The sequence below is a fragment of the Joostella sp. CR20 genome, from assembly GCF_038433465.1.
Classification (GTDB): Bacteria; Bacteroidota; Bacteroidia; order Flavobacteriales; family Flavobacteriaceae; genus Galbibacter.
On sequence record NZ_JAESVF010000004.1, the window covers coordinates 78,753 to 95,247 of the forward strand.

The following is a 16,495-nucleotide window of genomic DNA, read 5'->3' on the forward strand; positions in this document are numbered from 1 at the left end:
TTTTATTTTTTGCTGAACAGTACATTTTTGAATAATTGTGCTGTATCGGTAAACTCATGCTCTATTTTTAAAGAAGCTTTATCGGCCAACCAATTGATTAGAGACTTGTCGTATTTTTGAGAAATCTCAGTATGAATGGTTTCCCATGCGTTAAAATGAACTTCTAAATCGATTTTTTTAATGTTGACATTTTGAGTCTCTTTGGAAACCAAAAAACTTTTTGCAGTCCCAGTTTCAGGATCGTAGGTTTCCCAATGCATAAAGTTTTCAATATTAAAATTGGCATCCAATTCGGTGTTTATCCGAAGTAATAAGTTTTTATTGAAAGCTTCAGTAATCCCTGCTTTGTCGCTGTATGCGTCGATAATTTTTTGAGGATCTTTTTTTTGATCAAAACCCATAAATAGCAAGTCGTTTGGATTCATGCTTTCTTGTATGTTTTGCATAAATTCAATCGCTTTATGATGTTCTAAATTCCCAATATTAGAGCCTAGAAACATAATTATTTTCTTTCGATCTTTATAACTTGCTAACCTATTGAGTACTTCAAAATACATACCTTGTTGCGGTTGTACTTTTACTTTTGGTAATTCTTTTTCTAACGAAGTTTTTAAGCCTTCAAGGGCATTGTTGCTAATGTCTATCGGTAAGTACGAGAAATTGTAGTTTTGTTGTTGTAAATAACGCAGTAATACTTTTGTTTTTTTGCCATCGCCTGCACCCAATTCTATTAAATCAAAACCATTTTCAGAATTAAAAAGTTTGGCTATTTCTTGTGTGTTTTGCTGAATAATTTCTAACTCGGCATTGGTGAGATAATATTCAGGCATGCTCATTATCTGCTGAAAAATTTTGTCTCCTTTTTTGTCGTAAAAATATTTAGAAGGGAGTTTTTTTGGTTGTGAAGTTAGACCTCGGTAAACATCTTCTTTAAAACTATTTAAGATTAATTTCAGCATAAATTTTATTGAATAATTATTTTTTTGCCAATCGGATTCCTGTAAACTGCCATCTTAAATACGGATGGAAAAAATTGCGATAGGTGTAGCGTGTATGGTTTTTTGGAGTTACAACCGAGCCTCCTCTTAAAACTTTTTGGTTGACCATAAATTTGCCGTTATACTCACCTAAGGCTCCTTCAGCTTTTTTGTAGTTTGGATAGGGGAGGTAAGCACTTTCTGTCCATTCCCAACGTTTTCCCCAATCAAAATAATCTTGAGCTATTTCCCATTCAAATTCTGTTGGTAGTCGGAAACCTTTCCATTCGGCGTACGCAAATGCTTCGTAATATGAAATATGTGTAACAGACGCTTCCAAATCGATAGGTTTGATGCCTTTATAAGTGTATTGTTGCCACTCGTTGTTTATTTTATGCCAATATAAAGGTGCTGTAATATTGTTTTTTTGAACCCAATCCCAACCTTCGGCATGCCAATAGTTAAAGTTTTGATATCCGCCGTCGTTTATAAACTCTAAGTATTCTTGGTTGGTTACGAGTTTGTTGGAGATTTTATAATTGTTGACAAAAACTTTGTGTTTCCCTAGTTCGTTGTCAAAACAAAAGTCGGTTGTAGCATGACCAATTTCATAGATTCCTTCTGGAATTTTAATCCATTTATTTTTTTGTTTCTCAACGATGTTCTCTTCAAATGTTTCCGAGTAATGTGGAAATAGTGGGTTGGTTCCTAAAATATATTTAATGTCTGTAAATAACAGTTCTTGATGTTGTTTTTCATGGTGAATTCCTAGTGTAACCAAGTTGCTAATTTCTTCGGAAGTATTTTCATCTAAAAATTCTGCTAAGGCATTGGTAACATAATCACGGTATTTATACACTTCTTCAACCGTTGGTCTAGAAAGGTTTCCTCTGTTTATTCGCGAGATTTTTTCGCCTACACTTTCGTAGTAGCTATTAAAAATAAAACTGAAGTTTGTGTCGTATTCGGTATAATTTGGATTGTATTTTTTTAAAATGAATTCTTCAAAAAACCAGGTAGTATGCCCTAAATGCCATTTTGGAGGTGAGACTTCTTCTTTTGGTTGAATTACGTAATCTTCTTGTGTGAGGGGAGCGCAAATTTCTTCTGTTGCTAATCGAGTTTGGAGGAAATTACTTGTGAGGTTGTTGGTTACTAACATTCTAATTTTTTCTTTTTTAATAAAAATAAGGATTTAAAATGGATGATTTGTAACTAGCTTAGTTAAAACTACTTAAAGGACGTGAAATGTTAGGGGTAACAACTTCTCTAATTCTAACTTTGCTCACAATTTTTATTTCATCTGAAAAATAACAAAAAGTAGGAGAGCCATTTTCGTTTTTAGCCGGGGTTATAGAAATTGGTGTGTTTTGGAAAACCCTTTGTATTTCAGCTTTTAGAGGAGGGCTTTGAGATGCAATTACAATATTTTGAATAAGTCCGTTGGGAGTAATTTCGAAATAAAACTTTGCTTCAAAATATTTATTATCAAGATTTGTGTAATTGGTTTTCTTATGGTTTTGGAGGTTTTTATAAATAATGTTATCAAAAAAGAAGTCCATAATTTCTTTTTTAAAGCATTCGGTATCGGAAGTTCGTTTAGTACATTTATTATATAATACTGGTGCTACAGCAACTTCTTCATATGAAGTAATGCTATCAAGCTCTTCAATATTAAAATGTATTGCGTACGAATATTTGGTAGTTACTGGAATATTATTTTTGTAGGCAGGAGTAAATTGCGGAAGTAAATTTATAATTCGGTGAGCTTCAAGTTGAAATAAAGAGTCTGTACTTCTTGTTTTAATGTCTGAAACAATGCCTTTGTCGTTTATTGTAAATTGAACATATGCATTGCCTTCAATTCTGTTTAAAAACGATTCTTCAGGATATTCAAATACTTCTTTTATGTGGTTTTGTAAATCAAGTTTGAAGCATTCTTCGCTTTTTGTTTGACATTCACTCTGCTTGAAAAGAGGGATTTTATCTACTTCAGAAAAAATAAAAATTTCCTCTTGTGAAAATGCAACAGTTGAAATAAAAAAGACACATAAGATTTTTAAAATATTCATCATCTATTCTCTTCATTAAAAGTAGATTATGAATATAGTGAAAATTTACTCAACTACGAGTTTTTTGTTTAGTTAAAAATAAGTGCCCGTAAAAAACCTTACGTCAAATACTATTTAAACTGCAACAGCACCTTTAATGTGTGGATGCGGATCGTAGTTTTCGAGTGTGAAATCTTCAAATTTAAAACTGAAAATATCTTTTACCTCCGGATTTAATTTCATGGTAGGTAATGGTCTCGGTTCTCTAGATAGTTGAAGTTCTAGTTGAGAAACATGATTGTTGTATATGTGTGCATCTCCAAAAGTGTGAATAAAATCTCCAGCCTCGTAGCCACAAACCTGAGCCATCATCATGGTAAAAAGCGCGTATGATGCAATGTTAAATGGGACTCCTAAAAAGATATCGGCACTACGTTGGTAGAGTTGGCAAGAAAGTTTTCCGTCGGCCACATAAAACTGAAAAAAAGCATGACAAGGAGGAAGTGCTGCTTTTCCGTTTGAAACATTTTCTGAAAAGGAAACCGAAGTATCTGGTAAAACACTTGGGTTCCATGCAGAAACAAGCATTCTACGGCTGTTAGGATTGTTCTTTAATGTATCAACAACTTCTTTAATTTGGTCTATTTCTTCGCTATTCCAATTTCTCCATTGGTGTCCGTAAACAGGACCTAAATTACCATTTTCGTCTGCCCATTCGTTCCAAATACGCACACCGTTGTCTTGTAAGTATTTTACATTGGTGTCCCCATTTAAAAACCACAATAGTTCGTAGATAATCGATTTAAGATGTAGTTTCTTTGTGGTAACCATCGGAAAACCTTCGCTTAAATCAAAACGCATTTGATATCCAAAAACGCTTTTTGTTCCGGTTCCTGTTCGGTCTCCTTTTTCATTTCCGTTGGCTAAAACATGTTTAACTAAATCGTGATACTGCTTCATCTTACTTCCTATTATTGGGTGTTTCTGTAGAGTTTCTTCTGAAAAAACAAGAAAAGATTCTTGCGATCAACTCAACATCATCTAGGGTACGAAAATAATCATTGTTACCAAAAGCAAAACACCTTTCAGCCTAAATTTATTAATAGGTTATTAACGAGTTGGTGCTTTGTAGTTCAAATTCAGCAATAATTTATGATAAGATTAACACCTTGATATGTGCTTTAAATTGATTTAAATTTTTTTCTCATAAATAATAAATATGTAAGTTATTGTAAATCAATTATTTGTAACTTTACAGAAGAAGTCTTTAAAAAAGCATGAGAAATGTCATAAATATACCTGCGAAGGGGTGGTAATTTTGTCCATATAAAAACATAATACTATGAAAAAGAATATTTTATATCTGTTATTATTTCTAGTAGCTTTTGTAGTAAAAGCACAAGATAAATACGAAGTTAACGCATCTAAGTTATCGGTAACAGGAACATCTACAGTACACGATTGGGAATGTGTAGCAAACGAGTCTACAGGAGCAATTGAAGCTGTTGTAACAGATGGCGTACTTACAAAAGTAACCGATTTTAACTTTGCACTTACGGTTAAAAAACTTGAAAGTGGAAAATCGGGGATGGATAAAAAAATGTATGATGCATTAAAAGAAGACGATAATCCAACCATTACTTTTAAAATTGACCAAGTTTTGGAAAATGCTTCAGGAATTACAGCTTTTAAAGGTAATATGAATATTGCTGGAACTTCAAAAAGTTTTACAGCACCTGTTGAGGCTACAGTTTCTGGTGATGCTATTCAATTAAAAGGAGAAAAAACCTTCTTGTTAACCGATTTTAATATCGAGCCACCAACAGCAATGTTTGGAGCTATTAACACAGGAGACGAAGTGACTATTCACTACAACATTTCATTAAAAAAATAATAATTATAAATATTTAAATTAGCTTGATATGACAAAATTTAGCAGAATATTAGTTGTTGCAACTGCTATGCTTTTAGGGCTTTATTCGCAGGCACAGGTAAATTTCAATAGAGATTTAGATAATTACAGGCAACCAGACAAACGTGGTATCAATGTTTTTGAGGCGCCAAAAGACACCGCTACTACCTTTGATGGTGTTAAGGTTAGAGTTGGTGGATCTTTTGCTTTGCAATTCCAAGGATTGGATAACGAAAACGCAAATTTAGCTGGATACGAATTAAAGTCTTTAGGAAATAACTTTAACCTTCCTACAGCAAACTTAGACTTAGATGTACAATTGTACGATGGTATTAGAATGCACTTACGTACGTATTTATCATCGCGTCACCACAACGAACCTTATGTAAAAGGCGGTTATATTTTAATGGATAAACTCGATTTTATACATAAAGGGTTCTTAGATAATTTGATGAAATATACGACCATTAAAATTGGTCATATGGAAACCAACTACGGGGATGCTCACTTTAGACGTTCGGATAATGCACAAGCAATTTACAACCCATTTGTTGGAAACTTAATTATGGACGCCTTTACTACTGAGGTAGGAGCAGAGGTTTACTACAGACGTAACAACTGGTTAGCAATGGCTGGATTTACAAATGGTAAATTAAACCAATCTGTAGAAGAAGATGAAAGCGGAACTTCTGGTGGAGCTTCATTTGTAGCAAAATTAGGTTACGATAAACAAATTAATGACGATTTAAGAGTTCGTTTAACAGGTTCGATTTACAATACAGGAGATGTGCCAAATTCGTACCTGTACAGTGCAGATAGAGCAGGAGCTAGATATTATGATGTAATGCAAGCTGCCGATGCTACTAGCGACGATTTTAGAGCTTCTCGTTACGATCCTAAATTTTCAAACCGTATTACAGCTTTAATGTTTAACCCATTTGTAAAATACAGAGGTTGGGAATTCTTCGGAACTGTTGAACTTTCTAAAGGTAGAGCAGATTACGAAACTAGTAACAGACATGCAAATCAATATGCTGCTGAGTTGTTGTACCGTTTCGGGAAAGATGAAAATCTATACGTAGGTTCTCGTTATAACTTAGTGAATTCAGAAGATATTTCTGGTCAAGATGTTTCAATTAACAGATTCCAAGTGGCTGCAGGTTGGTTCATGACAAAAAATATTCTTGTAAAAGCAGAATATGTAAATCAACATTATAACGACTTCGGTGTAAACAGTATTTTAAACGAAGGGAAATTCCACGGTGGAGTACTTGAAGCAGTGATTTCATTCTAAAAAAACAATTGCAACTATAATTAGAAAATCCGTTTTAATGAATAAGCTAATTTGTTGAAACGGATTTTTCAACCGCATTTATAAAAGAAAAAAAGAAGCTATGGTTTGTTTAAAGTTAAAATATATGCTCGTGAGTTTCTTACTTTTTTGTTCATCTTTTACAATGAATGCACAAGGAAAAGTAGAAATACAAGTGTATACCAATGTCAATAAGTTTTCATGCACATGCGAGGAAGCCTCTTTTGTGTCGGAGGTGAATGATGCTTCAGAGAGAGTTTTAAAACTCCCAGTATCAGCTTTAAAATGTCCGAGTAAAGCCATGGAACGCGATTTGCGTGAGCTTTTCGAAGCAGATAAGTATCCTTATATTTCTCTGTATTTAGATGAAAATAATTCGGCTTACGTAGCATCAAATAAAGATGACGTTAAAACTTTAATCAAAGTAAAGCAAAAACAAAATAGGTACGATTTTCAGATTTCTGAACATGAAGAAGATGGAGAAACGTATCTGAAAGGAAAAGAAAAGGTGAGTTTGTTAGATTTTGATATCGAGCCACCAACAAAAGCATTGGGAATGATAAAAGTAAAAGATTCGGTTTTAATCTCTTTTTTAATTCCTGCGGAAAAATTATAGTATTATAAATTTCTTCTTCGGAAGGACAAAAAAAGGTTCAAGTGAAAACTTGAACCTTTTTTGTATTGTAGCAATAACTATTAATTATTTGTTTGCTTTAATTTTATAAGTTTTGCTTTCTTGTTTAAGTTACCCGATAATCATTCCAGCAATTGTAGCTGAAAGTAACGAAGCAATCGAACCTCCAATTACGGCTTTCATTCCAAATTCAGAAAGGTTTTTGCGTTGCCCTGGCGCCAACGATCCAATCCCTCCAATTTGTATTCCGATGGAAGCAAAATTGGCGAAACCACACAACATATATGTAGCCATAATTACCGATTTGTTATAGGTAAAATGCGTAGCATTGGTAATGTCTTTTAAACTCGCCAACTGTACATAGCCTACAAATTCACTTGCTGCAAGTTTAATTCCTAAAAGTTGCCCCATAAGCATCATGTCTTCTTTGGCAACACCAATGAGCCACATAAGTGGTGCAAAAATAAATCCTAAGATAGATTCTAACGAGAATGTTTCATAAGGTGTGTTGTCTTTTAATACTGCGTTTAGGGTTGTAAAATCGCCAATCCATTCTAAAATATAATTTATCATGGCAATAAAAGCGATAAAAACTAGTAGCATAGCACCAACATTGGCAGCAAGTTTAAGCCCTTCGGTAGTACCATTTGCGATGGCATCAAGAATGTTTGAACCAATTTTATCAGCAGAAACTTCTACATTGGTATCTACTTCTTCTTGTTGCGGATATAATATTTTTGAAATTACAATAGCTCCTGGTGCAGCCATTACTGAAGCTGCAAGTAAGTGTTTTGCAAATTGTAAGCGTAACTCTGGGTCATCGCCTCCTAAAAAGCCGATGTAAGCTGCAAGTACACCTCCAGCTACAGTTGCCATTCCACCCACCATAACGAGTAAAATTTCAGAACGCGTCATACGTTCTAAATAAGGTTTGATCATTAAAGGAGCTTCCGTTTGTCCTAAAAATATATTTCCAGCTACCGATAAACTTTCAGCACCAGAAATTCCTAACAATTTAGAAAGTCCAATTGCCATTCCTTTTACAATAACTTGGATAACTCCGAGATAAAATAATACAGATGTTAATGCTGAAAAGAATATAATCGTTGGTAGTACTTGGAATAAGAAAATGTATCCAAAACTACTTGTGTTCATTAAGTCTCCAAGTAAAAACTCACTTCCTGCAGCAGTGAAATCGAGAACCAAAACAAATATTCCACCAATCCACTCGAATACTTTTTGAACGAATGAAATTTGTAAAACTCCTACAGCTAAGATTAATTGTGCTGCAAGTCCTATTCCGATGGTTTTCCAATTGATAGCTTTACGGTTGCTACTGCATAAAAATGCAATAAGAAGTAAGCAAAACATACCTAAAACACCGCGCCATAAACTGTGAATACTAAAACCGCTACTCGGAATTATTTCTTGAGTTGCTTCTTGTGTATCTGTAAAATTTTCAAGTGAGTTGCTCGCAATGAGTTGATGAGCATGTGCTTTGTTTTTAAATACTAACGTAGAATCAGATAGTTCGGTTACTTTAAAACGCTCTAAACTATCGGTAGGAGTATCGTAGTAAAAAATAAGGTTGTTGTTTTGTAAAATATAACTTCCCGCATATTTTACTTTGTTTTTTGTGAAGCGAAAATCTCCTTCTTTAAGGTTTAACTTTTCAAAAGAGTTTGTTGTATTGGAGGTAGAAACCCAATTTTTTTCAATGTCTTGCGCTACTAATGTACCCGTAAAACAAATTGCTAATAGTAGAAGTAGTATTTTTTTCAACACGTTTTTATTTGTTTCCTATTGTATTAGGTTGTAATTGTTTATAAATAGTATTCAGTTGAAAGAGTATTGTTTTAGTATTTCGAACTCTTCTGTGAACTTAATGATTTTAGGTTGAATTCTAAAATATTTTAATTAGGTGTTTTAGTTTGGCGGCTTCTGTATTGTATTTGATATTGAGTACGTTTAATGATTTTCTCTTTTTGAAATTTCGTCTCTTATTTTTGCAGCTTTTTCATAATCTTCATTGGCAACTGCACTGTCGAGCATGTTGTATAATTCTTGTAAAGAATGTGTTTTGTATGACGAATCGGTTGTTTCCTGCGGAACACTTTCGTTACTTAAAATTTCGTCAACAATGATGCTTTCTTTTTCTTGATCTTCCTCTTCTTTTGGTGAGAATTTTAAATAAATTCCTGCTTTGTCAAGAATGTTTTTGTAGGTGAAAATAGGTGCGTTAAACCGAAGTGCCAATGCAATGGCATCGCTGGTTCTGGCGTCTATAATTTCTTCAATTCGGTCGCGTTCACAAATAATGCTTGAATAAAACACGCCATCTACTAACTTATGGATGATTACTTGTTTTACTACAATTTCAAATCTGTCGGCAAAACTTTTAAAAAGGTCGTGCGTCAATGGTCGTGGCGGTTTGATTTCTTTCTCCAGGGCAATAGCAATTGATTGAGCTTCGAAAGCGCCAATTACGATTGGGAGTTTTCTTTCGCCATCTACTTCGTTTAAAATCAAAGCATACGCTCCGTTTTGGGTTTGACTATACGAAATTCCTTTTATGTTTAATTTTACTAAACTCATACATCATTTAAAATAACAAAGGCTGTCTAAATAATGGGCAAAATCCCAAAATTTAGACAGCCCTTTAAGGGGCACAATTTAACAAAATTATGCGTTATTCGCTTTAAATTCTTTCAATTTTTGAATTAACTGAGGAACTACTTCAAAAGCATCTCCAACAACACCGTAGTCTGCAGCTTTAAAGAAAGGTGCTTCTGGGTCGTTATTGATAACTACTTTAACTTTAGAAGCATTGATTCCAGCTAAGTGTTGGATAGCTCCAGAAATTCCTACTGCAATGTATAAATTGGCAGCCACAGGTTTTCCTGTTTGTCCAACGTGCTCTCCATGAGGGCGCCATCCCATATCGGAAACTGGTTTTGAACAAGCGGTAGCTGCACCTAAAACATCGGCAAGCTCTTCAATCATTCCCCAATTTTCTGGTCCTTTTAATCCGCGACCTCCAGATACTACTACTTCGGCATCTGCAATGGTAACTTTTCCTGTTACTTTGTCCACAGCAGTTACTTCCGTAGAAAAATCGGCATCGTTTAGCGTTGGTGCAAAATCTTCAGCAGTTGCAGCAGCTTGACTTTCTTTTAATCCGTAGGCATTTTTTGAAAGTCCGATAAGTTTTACTTCCGAAGTAATTTCAGTAATATTAAATGCTTTGTTGGTAAAAGCAGTACGTTTTACTTTAAACGGACTTCCGCTTTCTGGAAGCGCGACCACATTGGCAGCATAACCTGCGTTTAAGTTGATGGCCAAAATTGGTGCTAAAAATTTAGCATTCGCACTTGAGCTTACCACTACTACTTGGCTGTTTTCTTTTTCGGCAGCTTGCTTTAATACATCGGCATACGCTTTTGCATTGAAATTGTTTAGTTTGTCGTTTTTAACCGACAAAACTTTATCCACACCATATTTACCAAGTTCGGTAGTATCGTCGGCATTTACAGTAACTGCAGTAACGCTAGTTCCTAAAATGTCGGCAACGCCCTTTGCGTACGAGGCAACTTCGAGTGCTGTTTTTTTAAGTTTTCCGTTTTCTGTTTCGGTATATACTAGAATTGACATATTTTTTTAGTTAAAAGTTATAAAGTTGAAATTTTGAGATTCATTTTAAAATCTATCATTTTCAGCTTTGTGTGTTTTGTTTTAAACTGAAAGCAAATATTTTGATACTTGACCGAAAGTTGCTTTCTAACATTTATATTAACTATATAACTTTGGCTTCGTTGTGAAGTAAGTTTACGAGTTCGTCCAAATTATCTGGAGCAACTAGTTTTACAGCTCCTTTGGCATCTGGTTTTTCAAAAGCTACAGCTTGTGTATTTGCACTAGCATCTGTTGGCTCTTGAACATTTAGCGCTTTTTTACGAGCCATCATAATACCTCTCATGTTAGGTATTCTAAGGTCACTTTCTTCTACTAACCCTTTTTGACCTCCAATAACTAACGGGAACGATGTTTTAAGCGTTTCTTTTCCTCCATCGATTTCGCGAGTGGCTGTGGCTGTAGTTCCTTCGGCTTCTAAACTAATACAATTGTTTACAAAATTAGCACCGATTAAAGTTGCCAACATCCCTGGAACCATCCCTCCGTTATAGTCGATAGACTCTCTACCAGCAATCACTAAATCGTAATCTTTTGCAATGGTAGCAAGTTGTTTTGCTACATAAAAACCGTCTGTAGGTTCTGTATTTATTCTGATGGCTTCATCGGCACCAATAGCTAACGCTTTTCTAAGGGTAGGCTCGGTTTCTGGACCACCAACATTAACAACAGTTACACTTGCTCCTTGTTTCTCTTTGAACCACATGGCGCGCGTTAAACCAAATTCATCATTTGGATTTATAACAAATTGCACCCCATTTGTATCAAACTTTGAATCTCCGTCTGTAAAATTTATTTTTGACGTAGTGTCTGGTACATGGCTAATACACACTAATATCTTCATATTTTAGGTAATTTTTTGTGATTTTACTATATGTGTTACGAAGATACTGATAATTTCCAAAATATACTATGCGTGCATAATAATTTTTTATTAAAATCTTATGGAGATAGTTCTTTTAGAATTACTATTTTTGCTATGCTAAAAAATATAGACGTTAATATTATCAAATAAAATAGATGAAAACAATTCAGTTTAGAGAAGCGGTATGCGAGGCGATGAGCGAGGAGATGCGTAGAGACGAATCAATTTACCTAATGGGTGAAGAGGTAGCAGAATACAACGGTGCCTATAAAGCTTCTAAAGGAATGTTAGACGAGTTTGGACCAGATCGAGTATTAGACACTCCAATTTCTGAACTTGGTTTTGCTGGAATCGGTGTTGGTTCGGCAATGAATGGAAACAGACCAATTATTGAGTTTATGACTTTTAACTTCTCTTTAGTTGGAATTGACCAGATTATTAACAACGCGGCGAAAATCCGTCAAATGTCTGGAGGACAATTTAACTGTCCAATCGTTTTCCGTGGACCTACAGCTTCTGCTGGTCAGCTTGCTGCAACACACTCACAAGCTTTTGAGAGTTGGTTTGCTAACTGTCCAGGACTTAAAGTGGTTGTGCCATCAAACCCTTACGATGCTAAAGGATTGTTGAAATCGGCTATTAGAGATAACGACCCTGTAATTTTTATGGAGTCTGAGCAAATGTATGGAGACAAAGGAGAGGTGCCAGAAGATGAGTACACTATTCCATTAGGAGTTGCCGATATTAAAAGAGAAGGGACTGATGTTACTATTGTTTCTTTCGGAAAAATTATCAAAGAAGCATACAAAGCAGCAGACGAATTAGAAAAAGAAGGAATTAGCTGTGAAATTATCGATCTTAGAACAGTAAGACCGATGGATCAAAAAGCTATTTTAGATTCAGTAAAGAAAACTAACCGTTTGGTTGTGCTTGAAGAAGCTTGGCCATTTGGAAACGTTGCTACAGAAATTACATACCTTGTACAATCAGAAGCATTTGATTACCTAGATGCACCAGTTGTAAAAATTAATACAGCAGATACACCTGCGCCATATTCGCCAGTTTTACTAGAGGAATGGTTACCTAATGCAGGAGATGTTGTTAAAGCTGTTAAAAAAGTTTTATACAAATAATCGATTTTTTTCGTTAATATAACTTCACTGACTATCTTTAGCCAGTGAAGTTTTTTTATTTATATGAAGTATATACTAACCCTTTTTATTTTATTATTTTCTTTTGTAAGTACTGCTCAAACCAAGGTTAGCGGTGTTGTTGTTGATGGTTTTGGAATCGAAATTCCGTACGCAAACGTACTGTTTCCAAACTCAACCGAAGGAACTATAACCAATGAAGAAGGGCGTTTTTACTTAGAGTCCAACCAAACTTACACCAAACTTTCTGTTTCTCTCCTCGGTTACGCAACACAAGAAATTACCTTAGAAAAAAAGGTAACGTACGATTTAAAAGTAACACTTCTTGAAGGTGAAGAACTCGACGAGGTGGTTTTATACGTAGGAAAACAACCAAAAAAGGGAAATCCAGCTATCGAAATTCTTAAAAAAGTTTGGGCGAAAAAACGTCAAAACGGAATTTATCTTTTCGATCAATACAAATACGATAAGTACGAAAAAATAGAATTTGACTTCAATACCATAGATAGTGCCTTTATGGCCAAAAAGATATTTAATGGCATGGAGTTTATCTTCGATCAAGTCGACACTTCTAACGTTACGGGTAAAACTTATTTGCCAATTTTTATCAACGAGGCTGTATCCGAAGTTTATGGCGATAATAAATTGAACGAAAAAATAGAAAGACTTCAAGGGAATAAAAACTCGGGTTTTAATTCTAACCAAAGCATTATTTCTTTCGTAAAAGATTTATATGCCGATTATAACATTTACAACAACTACATCAAACTCTTCAATAAAAGTTTTGTAAGTCCGCTTTCCAAAACAGGGGTCGATGTGTACAATTACGTTTTATCCGACAGTGCTTATGTCGACAACAAATGGTGTTACAACATTATTTATTACCCGCGCCGTAAAAACGAAATGACTTTTAAAGGAAACTTCTGGGTGAATGATACCACTTTTGCGGTGAAAGATATCAATATGCAAGTTTCCAAAAGTGCCAATGTAAACTGGGTGAAGGAACTGTATATCGAGCAAGAATTTGAAGTGTTAAACGATTCTGTTTTTCTGCTGAAGAGAGATTATTTGTTGAGTGATTTTAGCTTGCGTAAAAAAGAAGAATCTCGCGGACTCTACGGAAAGCGAACTACTGTTTACAATAATTATGTTTTTGATGAAGAAAAGCCAAAGAGTTTTTATGTAAAACGAGTAGATCCATACAACGAAGCTATCTACAATAGAGACAGTACATTTTGGAGTACAAACCGTTTAGAAAGTTTAAATGAAGACGAAAAAGGGGTTTATAAAATGTTAGACACCTTAAAAACGGTTCCGAAGTTTAAACGCTTAACAGATCTGGCTACCATTTTAGTTTCTGGTTATGTAGAAATGCCAAAACTCAATATAGATTACGGACCAATTTATTCTAGTTTTGGGTATAATGAGGCGGAAGGTATTCGTTTGCGAGCTGGTGGACGTACGTATTTTGGACCTAACGATCCTTGGCGTATTCAAGGTTATACGGCTTATGGATTTAAAGATAAAAAGTTTAAATACGGAATTTCTGCCAAGTGGCTTTTAGATCGAAAAAACCGACTGATTATTTCTGGAGGAACGCGTAGAGACATCGAGCAGTTGGGTACAAGTTTAACTTCTTCGTCAGATGTTTTAGGAAGAAGTTTTGCATCTTCAGCAATTTTTACCGCAGGAAGTAATAATACGCTAACCGATATTAATTTAACAACTTTTGGGGTGCAATACGAACCCGCAAAAAACTTTGTGCTTAAAACTGAAACAAACTTTAGAACCATGCGTTCTGCCTTGCCAGACGATTTTAATTTGGATTATGTGGACCCAGAAGCGCCAGGTGGAATTGCAAGCGAAACCAAACAATTTGATATTAATGTTTCTTTGGATATTACTCCTGGAAGAAAAACCACAGGTTACGGTGTAGAACGTAACGATGTAAACCGAAATTACGCACGTTTATACTTGGTGTATACAGCTGGTTTAGAAGGGTTTTTAGAAAGCGATTTTAATTACGAGAAACTACAATTTTATTACCGTCAACCTTTTCAGTTGGGTGGCTTGGGAAGAACCATTACAACTGTTGAAGCTGGAAAAACATTTGGAGAAGTTCCATTGAGTTTGCTAAGTCCAATTCCTGGTAACCAAACGTACTTTTCGATCTTCAATACATTTCCGAATTTAAATTTCTATGAGTTTGTAACCGACACCTATATTTCGGGGCAGATAGAACACAATTTTAACGGACGTTTGTTGGCTAAAATTCCGTTTTTAAAGAAATTAGATTTAAGAGAAATTGTTGGGTTGCGAGGTGTTTGGGGAGAAATCTCCGATGCAAATATCGCTTTGAGTGCTCCAGCAGGTGCCATTTTAAGAGCACCTACCGATAAGGTGTACTACGAATATTCCTTCGGAATTGCCAACATCTTTAAACTACTGCGTATCGATTTTAACTTCCGAGGAAACTATTTAGATATTCCAGATGCACGTCCGTTTTCAGTTACAGGAAACTTAGAGTTTGTGTTTTAGGATGTTTCATTTAAAGTGATAAATAGTTATAAAGAGAAGGAATTAAGTCATCCATAATTAGTTTTTATGGGCTACTTCAATAATGAACCCATTTAGATTTTTCCTATTTCCCAAAAAAAAAGCTATTTATTAGTACATTTTTTATTTTTTCTCCTTTCCGAAGCTCGGTTATGCAATTCAAAAAATATTTCAAATACTCAAAAAATGACTGATTTTCGCTTAACTAACGTGAGTTCGATATAGAATTATAAGTATTTAATAAAGTTGACCTATTTAAAAAGTATTTAAAATCAAGGAAGCAGTGGGGGTAAAAGATAAAAAGCTGTTTGAGCGCAGCGAGTTCTTTTTATCTGTGGCGGATGGTTCCGTAGATTTTTTGATAGTTTTTGAATCCGTCTTGACTTTTTTGTTTCGTTTTTGTGTCAAGACAAAAATGAAAATACCGACAGTTAAAATCCTTATGTTGATATTTGTATCGAGTTGAGGTTAACTACGAAAAGTATAAATGAATTCAATGTCGTATCGACCAACGGGAGCTATCACATTCGATAATTCTATAAAGCCATTTTTCTACACTTTACACGTAATCGTATTGCTAAAATCAGAATTCATTAAAGACATCAATTTTTGTGTTGGGAACAATTTTGATGCGAAATTACTAACATCAACCCATAGCTTTCAGCTACTTTAACCTTAACTAAATCTTTCTTTCGTTGCTTTTATTATTGGTTTTCATTACTTTTGCACTCATTTTAAAAGAAGTATGTAACCAATTTTAAATGAACATTCGTTTAAAATTTATAATTCAAAAAAATAGATGAGTTCAGATCAAATAAACACTTTCGATGTTTTAATCGAAATTCCAAAGGGAAGCAGAAATAAATATGAGTACGATTTTAAACTGAAAAAAATACGTTACGACCGTATGATTTTCTCTTCAATGATGTACCCTGCAGATTATGGTTTTGTACCAGAAACACTAGCTTTAGATGGAGATCCACTTGATGTTTTAGTATTGGTTACCGAGCCAACTTTTCCTGGATGTGTTATGGAGGTTAAACCTATCGGAGTTTTCCATATGGAAGATGAAAAAGGACCAGATGAGAAAGTAATTTGTGTACCAGTTTCAGATCCAATTTGGAACCGTGTAAATGATTTGAGCGAATTAAATCCGCATTTAATTAAAGAAATCGAGCACTTTTTCCAAGTGTACAAAGATTTAGAAAAGAAAAAAGTATCTATCGGAGGATGGGGTAATGCAGAAGAAGCTAAAGATATTGTAGCAAAATGCGTAAACCGTTTTCAAGATAGCGATGTACCAAGAGAAGAAGTGAGCATCGACTAAATAAAACCATATAATTCATT

At 34.6% G+C, this 16,495-nt stretch carries 14 protein-coding genes; 6 read left to right on the forward strand and 8 right to left on the reverse strand.

The features are described from left to right. Nucleotides 1–2 precede the first annotated feature (2 nt). From egtD to JMA43_RS07460, 4 genes are all read right to left on the reverse strand, one after another. Complete coding sequence (gene egtD, locus JMA43_RS07445; protein ID WP_342155859.1) at nucleotides 3–959, reverse strand: L-histidine N(alpha)-methyltransferase; 957 nt, start codon at nucleotides 957–959, stop codon at nucleotides 3–5. Between the two features lie 16 nt (nucleotides 960–975). Continuing rightward, nucleotides 976–2,139, reverse strand: coding sequence for an ergothioneine biosynthesis protein EgtB (egtB, locus tag JMA43_RS07450; RefSeq protein ID WP_342155860.1), 1,164 nt, complete (start codon nucleotides 2,137–2,139; stop codon nucleotides 976–978). A gap of 58 nt (nucleotides 2,140–2,197) precedes the next feature. After that, on the reverse strand, nucleotides 2,198–3,052 hold the full coding sequence (locus JMA43_RS07455) for an energy transducer TonB (protein WP_342155861.1): 855 nt from the start codon (nucleotides 3,050–3,052) through the stop codon (nucleotides 2,198–2,200). A 111-nt stretch (nucleotides 3,053–3,163) separates the two neighbouring features. Further along, nucleotides 3,164–3,988, reverse strand: a complete 825-nt coding sequence (locus tag JMA43_RS07460; RefSeq protein WP_342155862.1) for a thymidylate synthase — start codon at nucleotides 3,986–3,988, stop codon at nucleotides 3,164–3,166. 382 nt (nucleotides 3,989–4,370) lie between these two features. Here JMA43_RS07460 and JMA43_RS07465 point away from each other — a divergent pair, with 382 nt between their 5' ends. The 3 genes from JMA43_RS07465 (at nucleotide 4,371) to JMA43_RS07475 (ending at nucleotide 6,868) form a co-directional block, all read left to right on the forward strand. Then, complete coding sequence (locus JMA43_RS07465) at nucleotides 4,371–4,922, forward strand: YceI family protein (RefSeq protein ID WP_342155863.1); 552 nt, start codon at nucleotides 4,371–4,373, stop codon at nucleotides 4,920–4,922. Between the two features lie 28 nt (nucleotides 4,923–4,950). Further along, nucleotides 4,951–6,234: a porin gene (locus JMA43_RS07470; RefSeq protein ID WP_342155864.1), complete on the forward strand. Its 1,284-nt coding sequence runs from the start codon at nucleotides 4,951–4,953 to the stop codon at nucleotides 6,232–6,234. A 163-nt stretch (nucleotides 6,235–6,397) separates the two neighbouring features. Then, complete coding sequence (locus JMA43_RS07475; RefSeq protein ID WP_342155865.1) at nucleotides 6,398–6,868, forward strand: hypothetical protein; 471 nt, start codon at nucleotides 6,398–6,400, stop codon at nucleotides 6,866–6,868. 129 nt (nucleotides 6,869–6,997) lie between these two features. Here the strand turns inward: JMA43_RS07475 and JMA43_RS07480 are convergent, their stop codons facing one another. The 4 genes from JMA43_RS07480 to JMA43_RS07495 form a co-directional block, all read right to left on the reverse strand. Further along, nucleotides 6,998–8,668 carry a NupC/NupG family nucleoside CNT transporter gene (locus JMA43_RS07480; RefSeq protein ID WP_342155866.1) on the reverse strand — a complete coding sequence of 557 codons (1,671 nt, stop codon included), beginning with the start codon at nucleotides 8,666–8,668 and terminating at the stop codon, nucleotides 6,998–7,000. A gap of 186 nt (nucleotides 8,669–8,854) precedes the next feature. Next, nucleotides 8,855–9,481, reverse strand: coding sequence for a bifunctional nuclease family protein (locus tag JMA43_RS07485; RefSeq protein ID WP_342155867.1), 627 nt, complete (start codon nucleotides 9,479–9,481; stop codon nucleotides 8,855–8,857). A gap of 87 nt (nucleotides 9,482–9,568) precedes the next feature. Next, nucleotides 9,569–10,537, reverse strand: coding sequence for an electron transfer flavoprotein subunit alpha/FixB family protein (locus JMA43_RS07490; RefSeq protein WP_342155868.1), 969 nt, complete (start codon nucleotides 10,535–10,537; stop codon nucleotides 9,569–9,571). Between the two features lie 142 nt (nucleotides 10,538–10,679). Further along, a complete protein-coding gene (locus JMA43_RS07495; RefSeq protein WP_342155869.1) occupies nucleotides 10,680–11,420 on the reverse strand; it encodes an electron transfer flavoprotein subunit beta/FixA family protein in 741 nt (246 codons plus the stop codon). Between the two features lie 176 nt (nucleotides 11,421–11,596). Here JMA43_RS07495 and JMA43_RS07500 point away from each other — a divergent pair, with 176 nt between their 5' ends. The 3 genes from JMA43_RS07500 (at nucleotide 11,597) to JMA43_RS07510 (ending at nucleotide 16,475) form a co-directional block, all read left to right on the forward strand. Further along, on the forward strand, nucleotides 11,597–12,574 hold the full coding sequence (locus JMA43_RS07500; RefSeq protein WP_342155870.1) for a pyruvate dehydrogenase complex E1 component subunit beta: 978 nt from the start codon (nucleotides 11,597–11,599) through the stop codon (nucleotides 12,572–12,574). A gap of 63 nt (nucleotides 12,575–12,637) precedes the next feature. Beyond that, nucleotides 12,638–15,130 (forward strand): DUF5686 and carboxypeptidase-like regulatory domain-containing protein, encoded by a 2,493-nt coding sequence (locus JMA43_RS07505; RefSeq protein ID WP_342155871.1) that lies wholly within the window; start codon nucleotides 12,638–12,640, stop codon nucleotides 15,128–15,130. Between the two features lie 817 nt (nucleotides 15,131–15,947). Beyond that, the gene (locus tag JMA43_RS07510; RefSeq protein WP_342155872.1) at nucleotides 15,948–16,475 is read left to right on the forward strand and encodes an inorganic diphosphatase; all 528 of its coding nucleotides are present in this window, start codon (nucleotides 15,948–15,950) and stop codon (nucleotides 16,473–16,475) included. Nucleotides 16,476–16,495 lie beyond the last annotated feature (20 nt).

Bases quoted from the DNA above. Each gene is read 5' to 3' on its own strand.
- egtB (WP_342155860.1), bottom strand. From the start codon at position 2,139: ATGTTAGTAACCAACAACCTCACAAGTAATTTCCTCCAAACTCGATTA.
- JMA43_RS07510 (WP_342155872.1), top strand. From the start codon at position 15,948: ATGAGTTCAGATCAAATAAACACTTTCGATGTTTTAATCGAAATTCCA.
- JMA43_RS07470 (WP_342155864.1), top strand. From the start codon at position 4,951: ATGACAAAATTTAGCAGAATATTAGTTGTTGCAACTGCTATGCTTTTA.
- JMA43_RS07495 (WP_342155869.1), bottom strand. From the start codon at position 11,420: ATGAAGATATTAGTGTGTATTAGCCATGTACCAGACACTACGTCAAAA.
- JMA43_RS07500 (WP_342155870.1), top strand. From the start codon at position 11,597: ATGAAAACAATTCAGTTTAGAGAAGCGGTATGCGAGGCGATGAGCGAG.
- JMA43_RS07505 (WP_342155871.1), top strand. From the start codon at position 12,638: ATGAAGTATATACTAACCCTTTTTATTTTATTATTTTCTTTTGTAAGT.
- JMA43_RS07460 (WP_342155862.1), bottom strand. From the start codon at position 3,988: ATGAAGCAGTATCACGATTTAGTTAAACATGTTTTAGCCAACGGAAAT.
- JMA43_RS07475 (WP_342155865.1), top strand. From the start codon at position 6,398: ATGAATGCACAAGGAAAAGTAGAAATACAAGTGTATACCAATGTCAAT.
- JMA43_RS07465 (WP_342155863.1), top strand. From the start codon at position 4,371: ATGAAAAAGAATATTTTATATCTGTTATTATTTCTAGTAGCTTTTGTA.
- JMA43_RS07455 (WP_342155861.1), bottom strand. From the start codon at position 3,052: ATGATGAATATTTTAAAAATCTTATGTGTCTTTTTTATTTCAACTGTT.
- egtD (WP_342155859.1), bottom strand. From the start codon at position 959: ATGCTGAAATTAATCTTAAATAGTTTTAAAGAAGATGTTTACCGAGGT.
- JMA43_RS07485 (WP_342155867.1), bottom strand. From the start codon at position 9,481: ATGAGTTTAGTAAAATTAAACATAAAAGGAATTTCGTATAGTCAAACC.
- JMA43_RS07490 (WP_342155868.1), bottom strand. From the start codon at position 10,537: ATGTCAATTCTAGTATATACCGAAACAGAAAACGGAAAACTTAAAAAA.